This is a genomic window from Candidatus Methanoperedens nitratireducens, assembly GCF_900196725.1.
In the GTDB taxonomy this organism is placed as follows: domain Archaea; phylum Halobacteriota; class Methanosarcinia; order Methanosarcinales; family Methanoperedenaceae; genus Methanoperedens; species Methanoperedens nitroreducens_A.
The window spans coordinates 1-15,798 of sequence record NZ_FZMP01000010.1 but is presented as its reverse complement, the minus strand read 5'-3'; the positions used below and the strand labels follow the sequence as shown (position 1 = coordinate 15,798).

Sequence of the window (15,798 nt, the reverse complement as noted above, 5' to 3'; positions counted from 1 at the left end):
GCAGGAGCAGACCTGCGCAGTGGGATTCTAACCCGCGGACATAACGCCATGAAGGGCGTCTTTTTCAGATGTCCTGTTTGTCATACTTTCTTTCTTGCGCTTCGAGGCACGCGTCAGACGGCCCTGGAATAAATTCCAGGGCATCTCGCCTTCGGCGTTGTCATTAGCCGAGAAAAGTGAAAGAAACATCATAATTTGGGATGTGTTGTGACATTTTGAAGCTCAGGTACCACAGAATAAAGTGTATATTATGACGAAATGCCATAACTCTACGGTTAGTTATGATATTTTGGTAGATTGTTCGTATATGTTAAGTTTTAGAGACTTTAAGTTTGGAGATAGATGATGGCCTTATCATGATATCTCCTTTTCATTTTGTACAAATACTATCAGATCTCCAATCTCTACATTTAACAGCTTAGGAACAGGTTGAATAAGAGTTACCCGAAACCGTGGGTCTATTTTACTTGTTCCTAATATAATTTCTTTTGTATTTTTGTCCATCAAATTCCTTGAGTTCGTAGGGAAAAGTGTAATAATAAACTTATTCGGGTAGAAACCTTTAAATGGGTTAAATGTGCAAATTACGATAAAATAATTAAATTGAAAAAGTGAGATGATATAAATGAGGAAACTTGCAGGTTTAGTTCTGCTTTTAACTCTGATGTTCCAGTTGCCAGTAGCTGCTGGCACGTCGTATACTGCTGTAGGTTTTGGTTACAGGGAATGGGGCTACTATTATACGGTTACATACTCGGAAAGACAGTATTTTGCAGGATATGCAGCTGGACCGATAACATCACAAGCAAGGTTTACATACAATACAACTTCGGATTCCGGTGAACTCCATATTGTGAAGATGAACAATAATATCCTGCGGGATTTGAGTGTCGGGAGTATTCTTTCTCTGGAAGACGGATACCAGCTAAAGATAAACGATATTGATATCAGAGGAGGGGTTGCGAGCATTTCTCTTTTGCGAAACGGGGCATTAAACATAGAAATAGCTGATACCATGGCAGTTTCGAAGGGGAAAACATATGTTTATACCAAAAAAGTTGGAAGTTTTAACGATTATCCTCTAATTGCAGTCCATTTCGGTAATATAACCAACAGAACCGTTACCGTGGATGGTTTATTTCAAATCTCTGAAATGGCTACAGTAGTATCCCCAAAGCCCACTCCTACACCAACTACTTTTAAAAACAGCCAGGTGCACAATGTACATGTAGGCGCAGGGACCCCCAACCTTAACTGCGATACCTGCCACGGATTTCCACCAAAATATCCTATAACAGTAAATGAAGGGGCAGGTTCCGGTCATTATGTTGTGTGCGAACAATGCCACGCACCGCCGCCAGATTCTTTTAAGCCTAGCATGGGCAACATAATAACAATACACCTGTCGAGAAATACTTACTGTACAAACTGTCATGATACTGATAATATTACTCCTGCTCACCCGTCAACAAAAGCAGAAAATGGAACAGTTCAGATAATCAAATGTGAAAACTGCCACCGTGATGCTGAGAGATTTACTTCACACATAAACGGAGGAAACTACTGCCTGAACTGTCATGGTAATAGTACTGCCACAGCCTCCATAATCTCAACCACCGTTCCAGTAGAAACCATGCCTATAACCACATACACAGTTTCAACGCCTGTATCTACCTATACATCACCGGTGGTTAAACAGAGAGCACAGATACAGGTTACCTACGAGGTAGGCGCTGGGAGTACTAGACAGGAACTGACAATAACAGTGAACCTGAAAAATACAGGAAATGCTACAGCAAGCCATATCAATCTATCAATAAATAATCCTCCTGAGCTACAAGCAGCAGCCCTCTCAGGTAGCGATAAAATCGGAGAAACAATCCTTTGGAAAGGAGAACTCAAGCCCGGCGAGGAGCATATTGCCAAATACTCAGTAAAAGCAATCAGTGGAAGAAATCTTGAAATCCCGCTTAAAGTAACCTATGCAAAAGTAAGCCCTGAAGAAAAAGCAAAAGCACTCGGCGTCTTATCAGCTTCGGCAAGTACTGAACAACTGCTGGCTCCAGAGGACTGGGAAGTAATATCTCTGATCATTAAAATAGCTGCAGCAGTACCGGGATTTGAAGCTATCCTGGCAGTCGTGTCATTACTACTGGTCGATGTTATCTGGAGAAATAGAAGATGAAGCACAGCGGAGGATTTTGAAGCTATGAGACAAAAGACTGGCGGGGTCAGTACCATGGGCGCCATTTTTAAGATGAAAATAATGGTTTTAACGGTTTTAGCTGGTGCAATCCTGCTGCCGTCAATTGCATTTGCTGGAGTGATTGAAGATGCACAGCAAGATTACCAGTGGAGATTATCTTTAGTTACAGAACAGTCACAGCGACTGGATATGTGGTACGCCGCCAACGAGGGAAAAGGCATCTCCGAAGGGCAGCTTACCTATTTAAAGTCGCTTACAGATGAATTTGTCAATAGAGAGGATGCTGCTATCGATAGCGGTCGGAAATATAAGAAGGCATTAATCGAGCACATGAATGAATACAGACGTGAATGGGTGCTTGCAGAAATCGATCTTATTGAGAAAAACGAAGAAATAAGCAACAGGGATAAGTCAATAGTGCTGGCGAATTATAAACTTAAAGAAGATACATACAAAGTATTGAAAGAATATGAGGAAAAACCATCAACAAAACCAAAGGGAGCTATCCAGGAAATAACACTGGGTTCTCTGGATGAAACTAGAACAGTAGAGTATAACGAATATCTGGTTTACAGCTTCTCAGGAACTCGTAGCGTGTCAGTTAATGTTAGTCTGGAAGTAATTAACGGAAATGCTGTAGATGTCTTCTTATTGGACTCAGGAAAATTTACGAATTATCAATCTACAATGTTAGGAGGAGGTTCAGAATCCTTCGATTCTTTTGCAGCTGGTCAGGGAAAGAATGTAAAATCTAAATCATACGCATGGGAATTGCCGCAAACAGACAGATACTATATAGTTATAGATAACACAGTCCAGCCTGCAGAAGGTGCTAAACCCACAGGGCAGGTTGATGTTAGAATAAAAATCGCCAGGGAAGAACCCTTTAATTCCAAATCTACTCCTGGATTTGAAGCTGTTTATTCAATCATGGTTTTAGCAGTGTTTTTTCCATTTATCCAAAAAAGATTAAAGAGCACTTTGAAGAAGTAAGTCCCCTATCAAAATCAAAAGGAGTAAGTTCGTGTCCCCATTTTGAGTGATTTTCATGCCTGAAAATGTTTCTAAAAGCCAGTGAGTTTTGTTACAGAGATCGTAGTTCTGGCATACGAGTATGTACTCTATAGCGAAAATAAAGGTGCTGTAATCATCTCGCAACTTATTTCTGAGTTCCTCCATCGTGCCTACGGCAAGCAACTTACCTCTTGCGATAACGCCTATCCTGTCGTATATCTCCTCAACCTCCGCCATGCTATAGCTGCTCAGGAACACTGTTACCCCCTTTTCCTTGCTTAATTTCTTAATCAAATCCCGCATCATCTGGGCACCGAGAGTGTATATTCCGCTAGTCGGATCGTCAAGGAACAATACAGACGACTCATTTATGTGCTTAGGCAGGATATCAAAGTGTTTTCTCATTCCTGTTGAGAATCCTCCTGTTCGCTAGTCTATGGCACGACTGAGACCTACAAGTTCAAGCAGATCAACAATACGCTTCTCCCTTATCTTTTCATCAATATAGTAGAGTTTGGCGTAAATTCTGAGATTTTGTCTGGCGGTAAGATTATCATAGTAACTATCAGGTTCAGGAAGAACTCCAGCACTATGGTTTACTGATTCGTACTCTACTCGGGTTTTTCTCAGAAACATATATGCTGCGAAATTATCAGAAATATTTTCGCAGCGTATTTGATAGTGTAGCAACTACTATAAGTAAAAAAGCAAAAACAGCATACGTAGCTGGAATTGAGTAATATTATAGGCTTAATCAGTCCTCTGCAATTACTTAAGAGACGTACTATTTTTAAATGATTTTTTCTTTAGATAATGTCTTGTTCCAACTACTACAGCAAGGAACCCACTAATCAGCAGCATGCTACTGTTTTCATTTAGTTTATCCCCTAAAGATAGTGCTGGTTCTACAACTACACTGGTAATAATCTCATCTGATATCTTAGTATTGCCCCTGGTGTCAGAATATTTTATTTTATTACTTATCTCATAAGGTTTCAGTATTGCATTTTTATCCACTTTAATTTTAAACACGGCTGTTGCTTTTTGTCCCGGTGCCAATGTGCCCAGAAATGCTTGATCATCTATGCTGCTTAATGGCTCTATGACATTAATTCTAGCAACTGCCTCCTTTGCTATCTCTTCACCTGTATTTTTGTACGTTATCTCTACTAAGCCTTCACTATTAACTCGTAAATCACGTGAAGTCACATTTATAACTTCAAACTCTGCTTGTTTCTTAATCTTAATCTCTATAGTCTGGTTTTGGTTAAGTTTATCATACCAGAAGTTGGTAACATCTTCTCCTCTGGTCACATTTCCACTAACTTGTACATCCTGCTGGAAATCGTAAGAGAGATTTAATTTAAGTTTGTAAATTCCAGGGGCTGCATCTTTATCGATTTCAATAGCAAACTGTATTGGGCTGGAGATCACTCCGCCACGAATTGAGCCTATGTATTGAGGGCCTGATTTGATCTGTAACGGTTCACCAGAATCAACACTCAATACGGCTATAACGTTCAAGGCATCTATTTTTTGAAGTTCATAATTTTTTTCTTTTTCAGCAAGCTGTTTTCTATTTGAGTAATCAGGGTCACTTGGATCCAATTCTCTTTCAGTTCTAAATCCAAGAATTTTTCCACTGTTAAGAACATTAATTGATAATATCACTTGTTCTCCCTTTTCGAACTCATTACTACCAATAAGTGTAGCTGTAAGATTGGGTTCTCCGAATACTGTATAATAGTTATTGGAAAAATCAAAACTTTGTGGTAGATACGTAGTACTTGCATAGACTGGCACAGCGCTAAACATAGCCACTATAAAAATTGCTATAGTCTTTCTAATATCTCTCATAATACCTCCGTTTTATTCTTATTCTAATGTTCTCCTAAAACTTGAAATTCCAATTGCGACAACGATTGCAGTAAATATAGATAGGGCTATCAAATCAAACATTATGAAATTGAATCCCTGATTTCTCAGGATTACACTTCTCAATGCATGTACTGCATACGCTTCTGGATTTATCCATGTGATATATTGCAACCATGTAGGCATACCCTGGATTGGATAGAACGCCCCGCTTGTCATGAATAGTAAAAGGTTTAAGAAGCTAACTATCGAACTAAATGCCCACTGGCTGGCAAGACGAGAAGCAAAAGCTACTACGAAGCTGATTATACCAATACTTGTAAGGGATAGAACCAATAGAACTAATAAAAATCCCTCTATACTTTTTATAGCTATTCCAGCCACCGGAATAGTCAGCATCAGAATCAACAAAGCAGCTACCAGTGCTTTAACAGTTCCACTTGCTATTGTTCCTATTATAATGCTTGAACGTTTAACAGGCGTTACAAGGTATCCTTCGATTATACCCATCTCCCTATCTCTAATTAAAGACATTCCACCACCCATCATGGAAGACATAAAAATAGCCATGACCATCACACCAACACCAAAGAATTGAATATAATCAATATCTCCGTAAATTTTTGTCGTTCGGGTTTTAGATTGAACCTTCAGACTGTTAAATATACTACTCAATCCCGAATCAACAATCGCTGGGATTAAATATTCAGAGCTATCCACGTATAATTGTACTTCATTTCCTTGTGAATATTCGCTTGGAAAAACCGCAACCGCTTTGATTTTTCCCTCACTGAGATCCTGTTTAGCGTTTTGTTCATTTGAGTATACTGTGACATCAAAAACAATGCTTTGTTTCATTTTCTCTATTGCTGACTCATATAGTGGAGTGGAATTATCAAATAAATCCTCCTGAGTTACACCAATAGGAATATGGTCTATATTGCCGCCCATTGCATTGCCAAAAATGATTAAATAAAATATCGGAAACATTAACGTCATTACAATCATGAACGGAGTTTTGATGAATTTTTTAAAATCTCTTTCAAATACCGCCAATGTGCCACTCATCTTGTTCCCCTCCATGCCGACCTGGGATCGTTAGCCGGAGCATCAAGTTTTTTACCAGTATAATGAATGAAAACATCTTCCAGAGAAGGGGAACGCATTGAGATGGATTCTATCTTGATTTTATATCTCTCGATAATGTTTACAATTTGAGGTAAAGCACTTTTACCATTCTTTACCGAGACTTGCAGCTTATTTTCGTTTATTTTCACTTCAATAATATTCTCAATATTTTTTAGTTCTGAAATTAGTGGTGCTTCAGTTCTATCAACAACAACATCGATAAGGTCTCCCGTAGGCAGGGACTTTTTGAGATTATCTGGTGAATCAAGGGCTACTAACTTACCTCCATTGATAAAAGCGACTCTATTGCATAGTTTTTCAGCCTCATCCATGTAATGCGTGGTCAGAATAATAGTCACTCCCTCTGAATTTAAAGTTATAATCTGCTGCCAGACCGCTCTTCGCGATTCTGGGTCAAGGGCTATAGTAGGTTCATCGAGGAACAGTATAAGAGGTTTATGAATGAAAGCCCTTGCAATCTCAAGTTTACGTCTCATGCCTCCTGAAAAAGTGTATACAGGGGTATTTGCACGATCAACAAGGCTGGCAATCTTAAGAGCCTGCCTTATACCCTCTTCCCTCTCGTCATCTGGCATGTTGAACAACTTTGCATAGAAGTCAAGGTTTTCCCAGGCAGTTAGCTGATTATCTATAGTACTGTTTTGGGGACAGACCCCGATAAGGTTACGAATTTGTTCTTGTTCCTTCTTTATATCGTATCCTGCAATAATAGCTGTCCCAGAAGTAGGTTTAATTAATGTAGTTAACATCCGTATCAATGTTGTTTTACCTGCTCCATTGGGGCCTAAAAGACCGAAAATTTCCCCGTTAATTACATCGAAACTGACATCTTTCACAGCAGTTATAGTTCTGCGATTCTGAAAAGTCTTATCCAAACTCTTTATCTGGATGATTTTATCTCGATTTGGGGATTCTGGCTGATTTATTGCATCCATTATTATATCCTGAATAAATTATTATAATAACTAATACATGTGTGGAACAAATTTACATGTCGGATCTGAACTCAAAATATCTCCATTGCGCACAAACGCTTCAGCACGGCAGCCACCGCATATATCGGCATTCTGACAGTTACCACATTTTCCGGTGAACTCTCTATTTTGCACTTTTTTAATCAAATAGGAAGTTTTCCAGATATTTTCTAAAGTATTTTTTCCTATATTTCCGATAGGAAGACGAACGAATGGACATAAAAGTACATCGCCGCTACTTGTAATCTCACAGAAAATTCTTCCCGCTACACATCCCTCACAAATTTTCTTGAGTTTTTCTGATGTCAAATCATATGGCTTTTCTTTAAGGAATACATCTAGAGTTTCAATGATTGGAATTGGCAGTGGACAATCTCCAAAGATGTCTTTTCCAATAGAACCCCATCTCTCTTCCCAGAGGTGCCAAAGTTCATCTGGACTCAGGACAAGTTCATTCCAGTTAACATTTGCCCTACCAGCAGGGCGAAGAGGCATTGCAGAAAAATGCAAAATTTTATTCACATTAATTCCATGCTTTTCCAATCCTTTACGGATGTCAGAAATTTCAGTATAATTCTGTCTCATCACAGTTGTCAGAACTCTTGTAGGAACATTCTCAGCGAGCAGATTTTTGATTCCTTCTATTGCCTTTAGATAAGCTCCCTTTTTTCGGACTATAGTATCATGGGTAGATTCATTAAAGCCATGAATTGAAACTGCAACTGAATCCACTCCCGATTCTGCTATTTTTACAGCCGTATTTTCATCGATTAATGTCCCATTGGTGCTCAACCCTATATACAATTCCCTTTTTTTAACATGGTCTATTAAATCGAATATATCAGAGCGAATAAGGGGTTCTCCCCCAGAGAAGCTTAAATATTTGACACTTGTTCCCTTTAACTGATCGATGAAGTCCCTTACATCTTTTGTGGACATATCTTTCTCTTCATGTTCTGAAGATGCAAAGCAGTGAATACATGACTGATTGCATTTACTTGTAATCTCAAAATTAACCCGCTCTGGCAGTTCAAAATTTTTACTCATGTTATTCAACCCGATTATAAAAACAAGAATCTGAGGCTAAATGATCATTTTTTTCGTAGAATGCTTGAGCACGGCATCCGCCGCAAACTTCACGTTTATCGCAAGTACCGCATTTTCCTCCTAACCTGCTGCGGTCTCTTAAATCCTGAAGTATTGGAGATTCCCGATATATTTTTATGAAGCTACTATCTCTTATATTTCCAACTTTCTTTCTGAAAAATAAGCAGGGGAAGACATCGCCAGTCACACTTATAGCGATTAAAAATCTCCCTGCCAGGCATCCTCCAATTAATTGAGAAACCAAACGTCTATCCTCTGTTTTTACAGTGCCTGTTGGATACGGTGCACCCCAATATTCTGCTCCCAAGATAGTTTCTGTATACCACTTGCAAATCTCTTGCCACTTCAACAGTGATGGGGCTAACTTGTTAGTTGCCCGCCCAGTTGGTTTCAGTCTTAAGATGTTGAATCCACTAATTTTCATCACGTCAATTCCGTTGGCTATTAGTGAATCAAAGATTTTAGGAACTTCATCTGCATTTTTGTTCATTACCGTTGTATTCAAGCTAACGGGAATTTTTGCATCTATAAGCTTCTGGACATTATGGAGCACTAATTCAAAATGACCCTTCCTTCCTCTAATCGCATCATTAGTTGAGGGTTTACATCCATCAATGCCGATATAAACAGTTGATATGCCGAGGGGCTTCAATTTATCTATTATAGCATCTGTTATTTCAACCCCAGCAGTCGCCAAAGAGACTCGTATTCCCTTGTCTTTTATATCTTGTGCTAAATCAAAAATATCCTCACGAAGAAGGGGTTCTCCGCCTGTAAGTTCAACGGCCTTTACTGAATTTGCGGCGAAATCTTCTATTAGATTTGCCTCCTCAGTTCTTGTAAGTGGAGTATCTTTTATATTTTTATTATATGCATAACACTGCATACATTTCATATTGCATATGTTTGTAATTTCCCAACATATTGCTCTCGGTGCGTTCATTTCATTTACATAGTTTTTAACATCTTCAACCCGATAGCTCTCTAAAATGCGTTTTACCCTTTGTTCTCTCCATTTTCTAGCAAGTTCACCTTCAAAACGTTCTTTCATTTTTATACCTCCACTTTATTATATAACTCAAATGCATTTAATCCCAGATAAGCGGAATACATTGGGTCATTATAAAGAATCGAGTGGGCATAGACTCCTGTATAAGAACGCACAAAAGAACCGTCTGGATTTTGTGAATCTATCAAGAATTGAATTACAGGATCAATATCTACAGCGTCAAAACAGCAGGTCATAAATGCTGTTATAGCTAATGATGCCTCCTCTACGGTGCCATTGCCGAAACATCTGTCAGAGCGCTGCTGAGCAACGAGATATTCTAAACCTTTGGCTATAGTTTCTTCTTTGATCCCAAATTTATGCAATGTAATTACAGCCTCAGAGGTTGCATGGATGTTACTATTGAACCATGTCGTTTTCCATGAACCATCTTTATTCTGAGCCGAAACTAACCAGTTAAGAGCGGATTCTATGAAAGGTTCTTTACCTGTTAAAGATTCATCGTATAAAGCTTTTAAAACGTGACAAGTTATATCCATACTTGGTTGATGAACAACTTTTCCTGAAACACAATAAGGGGGGCTGCCGTAATATTCCGGGAATGTGCTCCAGCTTCCATCTGCATTTTGCATGGATTTTAAGTATCGAACTGTTTGTAGGGCTTTATCTGAACGGAGACTTTTGAGTCCTATTAAAGCCACTGCAGTATCATCAATATCAGGCCCTGCATATGGTAATGTTGATCCAAAACTTCCATCTAGATATATTCCATTTTCAAGATAATTTCTTGCTCTCTGCAACCTCTCATCTTGTAAAAATTCACTTGCAAGTATAGAGCTTGCCCAGCCAATATCCCAGCAAGCTAACTGGTTGAAAGCTGGCAAGGCACCCTCTGAATACTGCACTTTAGAAAACCACCGATACGGATTTATTTTTGGATTTATTTTAGTTCTTTGAAACGCTAATGCTGTCAGGGAAGTAACCACAATATCCTGATCCCATGAACCATCCAATCCCTGAACATTTTCTAAAAATCTTATAATTTTATCAGCGTTTTCATGTTTTGCTAACATTTCAAGTGCAGTCAGGCTGAAAACCATATCTTTCGCATAAGGATACAGATTGTTATAAAAGAAAGGTGTAAATCGCATCTCTGAAGGAGGCAATTCTACTGGTCCAACGCTTGGAGCACATATCTCATCTGGCGGGTATTTGTTAAATAAACTTAGAATCACCTGAACGAACCATTTTGTCTTAGAGAAGCCTCCATTTTCTTCTATAAACGTGCTAGTTCTCTCATCTACCTGTTTATCAGTCTCCTCTATAGCCAGCAGGCAAAGACTGGTGCTATTAATATCACTTGACACATTATCCGAAAAACCCCATCCACCATCCTTATTCTGTATGTTCCTAAGCCAAGAAATTGCATTTTTTACTGATTTAGAATCTTTCTCAGATGCTAAAATTACAAGAGCTGTGGCTAAGGGGCTTGGGTTAATCAAAAATTTTGACTGTTTTTGTGTACCTGTTAATATATGATTCTCTATGCCATCCAGTAGAAAATTCTGACTTCTTTTAACGGCTGTTTCGATTATGCTTTTCTCTAGACTCATATTTTTCACTCCTTAAGATTAAGAACCAATGGACAACCAGGATCGGATTCAAAATAATTTCCAGTATAGAGAAATGCTCTTGCTCTGCATCCTCCGCATGAATACTTATCAGGACAATCTCCACACTTACCTTTTAACATACTGCGATCATGCATGTCCCGCACAAGAGTTGAGCCGTACCACAGGTCTTCAAGATCGTGTTCCCTCACGTTTCCAATGCTTTCCTGTATCGAGGTGCATATACGGACGTCTCCGTTCGGGAGAATTATTGCATGTCTCGCAGCAGCGCATCCTTCCCCGTAAGTTCTGTTGATCTTCACCCAGGGAGCATATCTGTCATCATTCCGATGTTTTGCTGCCGGGAGTTGGAAAACCGTATGACGATTCATCGGTCGCGTTAAAGGCTCTACACCTAACGCATCACATTTAAATAAAATATTATTTATTATATCCAGGTATTCCTTACGTGTCGAATATTCTGATATATTATTATCTTTCGCTCTTCCTTCTGGGAATGTTTGCAAAAGGGAAAATTCCTCAATACCTATCTCAAGAGCAAAATCAAATATTTTTAAAATATCTTTTGCATTAATATCTCCTACCGTGCTCCGAATACTTATGGCTAGACCGGCATCCTGGCACGCATGCAATCCTTCGGTAGTAAGGTGGAATGCACCAGGAACGCCACGATACGCATCATGAACCTCTGGGCTTGCACCATCCAGACTTAAGCCAATTTGATCTACACCAGCATCTTTTAACCTTTCAGCCACTTTTTTATTAATCAAGGTTGCATTTGTCGCAAGGATAATATAGCGGTCATTATCTGAGGCATACTTTATGATATTGTAAATATCTTTTCTAAGGAGCGGTTCGCCTCCTCCAATAACTACCGCTGGCACATCCATTTTGACTAATGAATCGATTATTCTCTTAATTTCATGTTCTTTCAGTTCAAAAGGTAATGGCTTTCTTGCTGCAAATTTACAATGCCTGCAGTATAAATTACAGGCCATTGTAGCAGTTATCACACCAGCGATCGGTGCATATTTATGTATTTTATCCATTTTTTACTCCTCCTAATAAATATCAGCTAAGACTGCTGAATAATTTAACCAATGTAAAAACAATTAAAATAGCAAAAAGAAAAGTTTTTTGTAAGGATAAAATCTCTTTTGCTTTCTGCTTACTCTGATTATGTATCAATCTGAGAAGTGAAATAAGAACAAATGCTGAGATTATACCGAGTCCTAAAAAAGAGGGAAAGTTCCTTGAGAGATAAGTTGCAAAAATCCAAAATAGAATCAATGAAATTGTTGTTAATCCTGCTGCGATTTTTGCAGCTTTTTTACTGCCGAAGACTACAGCGACAGTTCTGCAGCTATTCTTTCTATCTCCTTCTAGATCTTTAATTGTTCCAATTATATGTGCTCCACCAATATACATGGCTACAGCAAATGCTAGGACAAGACTCATTTTATTTGTTGAGGTTGCGAAAGCACCATAAAGAACTGGAAAACCCATGAAAAAAGCAAAACTTACAGTATCTAATAAATTTCCAAAGCGCTTAAGGAAAATAGCATATATGAATCCATATGTAGCGGTTGCTGCAGCAATAATTACGTTAATCCAACTGAGAGATAGTGAGATAGTAATGCCTACTCCAGATAAAAAAATAGCCAAGAATAATGCTTCAAGGGGAGCTATTCGATTGGATGGAATTGGTCGATTTGGAGCATTTATAATATCAATACTCCTATCAAAGTAATCATTAATGGCATACCCGCCTGCACTTAAACTTGCACCAGCAATGAAACAGATTAGAATTATGTTTAAGTTTGGGAATCCATTCGCGAACAATATAGCTCCACAAATAGCCATTGGAACTTGCATTCTTAACCAGTTCCATGGGCGAGTTAGCTCGTAAAATGCGTTTATTTTCCTTTTTAAAGTCACTAAAGTTATAGATATTGCTTCATAGCGCTCGGATTTTTCTGGGCTTATATCAACATCTGATAAGTTATATTGTGACATATCACTTACCGATATAACAGTAAATAATATATAGTTTTCGCTCTAAACTGTAAGAGACATGACACTAAAAGAAGCCACCAAAAAAAAATCTGAACTGAGAATGTATGCCTTTTTTGTTTTGTACTTTCTTAATGAGCACAAATCATTAACTGGCTATGAGTTAGGTAACTTAATAAAAGAAAAAACTCGCGGCTATTTCTCCGCAACTGCTGGTAATGTTTATCCAGTACTGAAAGATTTAGAGGAGAAAGGATATGTAAGCAGCGAGGAGCCAGTTGGTGGAAGAGGAAAAATCCGGTACAGTATTACTATCAACGGCAAGAGAGCTCTGCGTGAGTCTGCAAAAATATATAAAGAACGCTTTGAGAATATAGTGCAATTTTTTGATAAGGTTCTTAATGAAGATGCTTCTGTCCTTCAACTTGGCATCCAGTCCGGGGGTGTGATAGATATCGCTTAGATTTTTAGAAGTTTTTTAAAACTACACTAATATAGTATGCTATCAATCACTCTAATATTTGCGCTCAATCATATAATCTGCAAGTCCAATAAGTGTCTTTTTGGCTTCAGAATCATGAAGTACCCTCAGTGCAGATTTTCCCTTCTCTACAAAACTCATAGCCTTATTCATAGCGTAATCAATTGAACCTGATTCTTGCAAGGCAGTAAGAGCAGCCAACACTTCGTTTGGTGTAGCATTGCTTTTCCCAAGCGCTTCGATAGCAACTCCTTTTGAAAGCGCATGAATCACTATCAGAGTACTTTTCCCTTCCATTATGTCCCCACCCCGCGCTTTTCCTAGTATTTCTTCTGGTGTTATAAGATCTATTACATCATCATATATCTGGAATCCAATACCCGCAAGACGACCAAAATTCCATAACGCCTGCGATATATCTTTATTTGCACCTGATAATATAGCACCAATTTTTAAGGCTGCCGCAAAAAGGAGAGCAGTTTTTCTCTCCACCATGCAGATATATTCCTCCTCGGTCACGTCTTTTCTGCTCTGGAAATTTATATCCATCCACTGGCCTTCACATACATCCATGCAGGTTTTAGACAGGAGGTCAATACTTTCAATAATATATGATGGCTCACTTTTGGCGTACAATAAAATCTCAATAGCTTTAGAGTAAAGGGCATCACCAGCGATAATTGCCCCTGATACTCCCCAGTTTTTATGAACTGTAGGGAGTCCCCTTCGAATATCTGCATCATCCATAATATCATCATGAATTAAAGTAAAATTATGTATCAATTCAAGTGCCACTGCTGCTGGGAGTATATTTTCAACCGTGCCACCTACCGCTTCTGTTGCCAGTAGCATTGCTGCAGGTCGAAGCCTTTTCCCTCCAGCATCAAGCAGGTGACGCATAGCATAATATAGTTCATCGGGAGGAGTTATTGGAAGAAATCTCGGAATAGAATCGTCCACAAGTTTGACTCTTTCCTGTAGAGTAGATATCCGTTCACTCATATATGCTATTAATGGACTTTTTGTATATACTCTACGGGAGGACCTGCACTTTCCACCTGAAATTAAACTTGCTTCACCAAGATCATCACTCCCGATGCTTATAGATTTTTCGAAATTTTTCATTTTATCTGTTCCCTCCCTGAGTGACATATCACTTGATGATATAACAATTTGTAATATATAGTTTTCGCTCTTGAACTCTAAGCGGATATGATATCACTGGAATAACGATCAATGCAACAAATTAACTATGTTCTGCTCTACCCGGTAACTAAAGATGGAACTTGTATCAAAGAAACTGTGAATCTTCAAGGCGGCACTGTCAAGTCTTCGATGGCTCTGCAGATGAACGCTAATTTTTAGAAAGTTAATCGCACGCAGTAGCCTTTGTGCTTCCCATAAAAGGGAACGCTCCTTATTAGCAACCGAAGACTTGACAGAACCTCATTTGAAGGCGTATTTAAGGAAGCCCAGCTTCCTGCAAATACGCTGTTGTGCGAAGACCTAAAGCTCTTAAGGCTGTCCTACTTTTAAGCGAAGCCAACTATGGAGAATAGTCTCAACAAAAGACTTCGCTTCAGAAAGTGCCATAGGGTCTCTAGGTGGTGGTATTGTCTGGTTGCCATGGCGTGCTTCATCTCCAATTGCACCAGGACTATTGGCGGTATACTTGAAATGTTTGATCCCTTTATCGGTAGCCCACCCTTTGTTTATAATGTTAGACTTACCCCCAACGTCGCCCTCAATTACTTCATAGATGCGATAAAGGCTTACCCAATCATGTGTGCCAGCGCCAAAGAGCCGAAGAGCTTTAGCAACATTTGTATTATGTTTTGCAGCAGTAACCCAACTTGGGATTGGATCTGTCTGATGAATCTCTTGAATGGTACCATCCGGTTCTATAACAGATACACTTACGCTATCTCGCAGATTTATAGTCTCTGATAAAGAAACGAACATATGGCGTGTTCCATCATCATTGATCTTAACAATGTGAGCTACTACTATAGGTTTTCGCATTCCCAAGGCTAACCTTGCAGCCCCGTTAATCAGAGAAAGAATCTCGCTAGCCCTGTTTCGCACATCATCAGAGTCTATTAGCAAGTTGAAATCTGTAGATTTCAGAATAAATTCTTCACCTTCTCGGGTAACACATAGTCCTGGTGTATTGAGGGATTTGGATAACTCTTCAAGATTGAAAATCTCTCCTGTGATTACTGCCAACCATTCCATTGAAAACACCTTATAATTTTAGAACTGTTTTGCATATACCATTCCAACCTGAGGGTATAAGCGCATTGCATAAATATTTACTTTGGATGTATTACTGAGCTTTT

The 15,798-nt window shown here is 38.8% G+C and carries 15 protein-coding genes; 3 read left to right on the top strand and 12 right to left on the bottom strand.

Going from position 1 to position 15,798, the window contains the following annotated elements:
- The first annotated feature begins 625 nt into the window (after window positions 1-625).
- Window positions 626-2,185 (top strand): S-layer protein domain-containing protein, encoded by a 1,560-nt coding sequence (locus MNV_RS01140; RefSeq protein ID WP_096203549.1) that lies wholly within the window; start codon window positions 626-628, stop codon window positions 2,183-2,185.
- A gap of 24 nt (window positions 2,186-2,209) precedes the next feature.
- Window positions 2,210-3,199, top strand: coding sequence for a PPC domain-containing protein (locus MNV_RS01135; RefSeq protein WP_096203548.1), 990 nt, complete (start codon window positions 2,210-2,212; stop codon window positions 3,197-3,199).
- On the opposite strand, the gene MNV_RS19225 is transcribed toward MNV_RS01135, so the two are convergent.
- From MNV_RS19225 to MNV_RS01090, 10 genes are all read right to left on the bottom strand, one after another.
- A complete protein-coding gene (locus MNV_RS19225; RefSeq protein ID WP_179293729.1) occupies window positions 3,176-3,625 on the bottom strand; it encodes an ATP-binding cassette domain-containing protein in 450 nt (149 codons plus the stop codon). The two genes, MNV_RS01135 and MNV_RS19225, sit on opposite strands and share 24 nt — an antisense overlap.
- A 24-nt stretch (window positions 3,626-3,649) precedes the next feature.
- The gene (locus tag MNV_RS19220) at window positions 3,650-3,856 is read right to left on the bottom strand and encodes a P-loop NTPase family protein (RefSeq protein ID WP_179293728.1); all 207 of its coding nucleotides are present in this window, start codon (window positions 3,854-3,856) and stop codon (window positions 3,650-3,652) included.
- 132 nt (window positions 3,857-3,988) lie between these two features.
- Complete coding sequence (locus tag MNV_RS01125; RefSeq protein WP_096203547.1) at window positions 3,989-5,077, bottom strand: COG1361 S-layer family protein; 1,089 nt, start codon at window positions 5,075-5,077, stop codon at window positions 3,989-3,991.
- An 18-nt stretch (window positions 5,078-5,095) separates the two neighbouring features.
- On the bottom strand, window positions 5,096-6,163 hold the full coding sequence (locus tag MNV_RS01120; protein ID WP_218837843.1) for an ABC transporter permease: 1,068 nt from the start codon (window positions 6,161-6,163) through the stop codon (window positions 5,096-5,098).
- Window positions 6,160-7,179, bottom strand: a complete 1,020-nt coding sequence (locus MNV_RS01115; RefSeq protein ID WP_096203545.1) for an ATP-binding cassette domain-containing protein — start codon at window positions 7,177-7,179, stop codon at window positions 6,160-6,162. The genes MNV_RS01120 and MNV_RS01115 overlap by 4 nt, the downstream gene beginning before the upstream one ends.
- A 30-nt stretch (window positions 7,180-7,209) precedes the next feature.
- On the bottom strand, window positions 7,210-8,265 hold the full coding sequence (locus MNV_RS01110) for a radical SAM/SPASM domain-containing protein (protein ID WP_096203544.1): 1,056 nt from the start codon (window positions 8,263-8,265) through the stop codon (window positions 7,210-7,212).
- Window position 8,266: 1 nt separating this feature from the next.
- Complete coding sequence (locus MNV_RS01105; RefSeq protein WP_096203543.1) at window positions 8,267-9,376, bottom strand: radical SAM/SPASM domain-containing protein; 1,110 nt, start codon at window positions 9,374-9,376, stop codon at window positions 8,267-8,269.
- Window positions 9,377-9,378: 2 nt separating this feature from the next.
- Window positions 9,379-10,947: a prenyltransferase/squalene oxidase repeat-containing protein gene (locus MNV_RS01100; RefSeq protein ID WP_096203542.1), complete on the bottom strand. Its 1,569-nt coding sequence runs from the start codon at window positions 10,945-10,947 to the stop codon at window positions 9,379-9,381.
- A gap of 5 nt (window positions 10,948-10,952) precedes the next feature.
- Window positions 10,953-12,014, bottom strand: a complete 1,062-nt coding sequence (locus MNV_RS01095) for a radical SAM/SPASM domain-containing protein (protein WP_096203541.1) — start codon at window positions 12,012-12,014, stop codon at window positions 10,953-10,955.
- A 22-nt stretch (window positions 12,015-12,036) separates the two neighbouring features.
- The gene (locus MNV_RS01090; RefSeq protein ID WP_096203540.1) at window positions 12,037-12,981 is read right to left on the bottom strand and encodes a UbiA prenyltransferase family protein; all 945 of its coding nucleotides are present in this window, start codon (window positions 12,979-12,981) and stop codon (window positions 12,037-12,039) included.
- A 58-nt stretch (window positions 12,982-13,039) separates the two neighbouring features.
- Here MNV_RS01090 and MNV_RS01085 point away from each other — a divergent pair, with 58 nt between their 5' ends.
- A complete protein-coding gene (locus MNV_RS01085) occupies window positions 13,040-13,441 on the top strand; it encodes a PadR family transcriptional regulator (RefSeq protein WP_096203539.1) in 402 nt (133 codons plus the stop codon).
- A 51-nt stretch (window positions 13,442-13,492) separates the two neighbouring features.
- Here the strand turns inward: MNV_RS01085 and MNV_RS01080 are convergent, their stop codons facing one another.
- Entirely contained in the window at window positions 13,493-14,611 is a 1,119-nt protein-coding gene (locus MNV_RS01080; RefSeq protein ID WP_306453608.1) for a polyprenyl synthetase family protein, read from the bottom strand.
- 363 nt (window positions 14,612-14,974) lie between these two features.
- Complete coding sequence (locus MNV_RS01075; protein WP_096203538.1) at window positions 14,975-15,694, bottom strand: hypothetical protein; 720 nt, start codon at window positions 15,692-15,694, stop codon at window positions 14,975-14,977.
- Window positions 15,695-15,798: the final 104 nt, after the last annotated feature.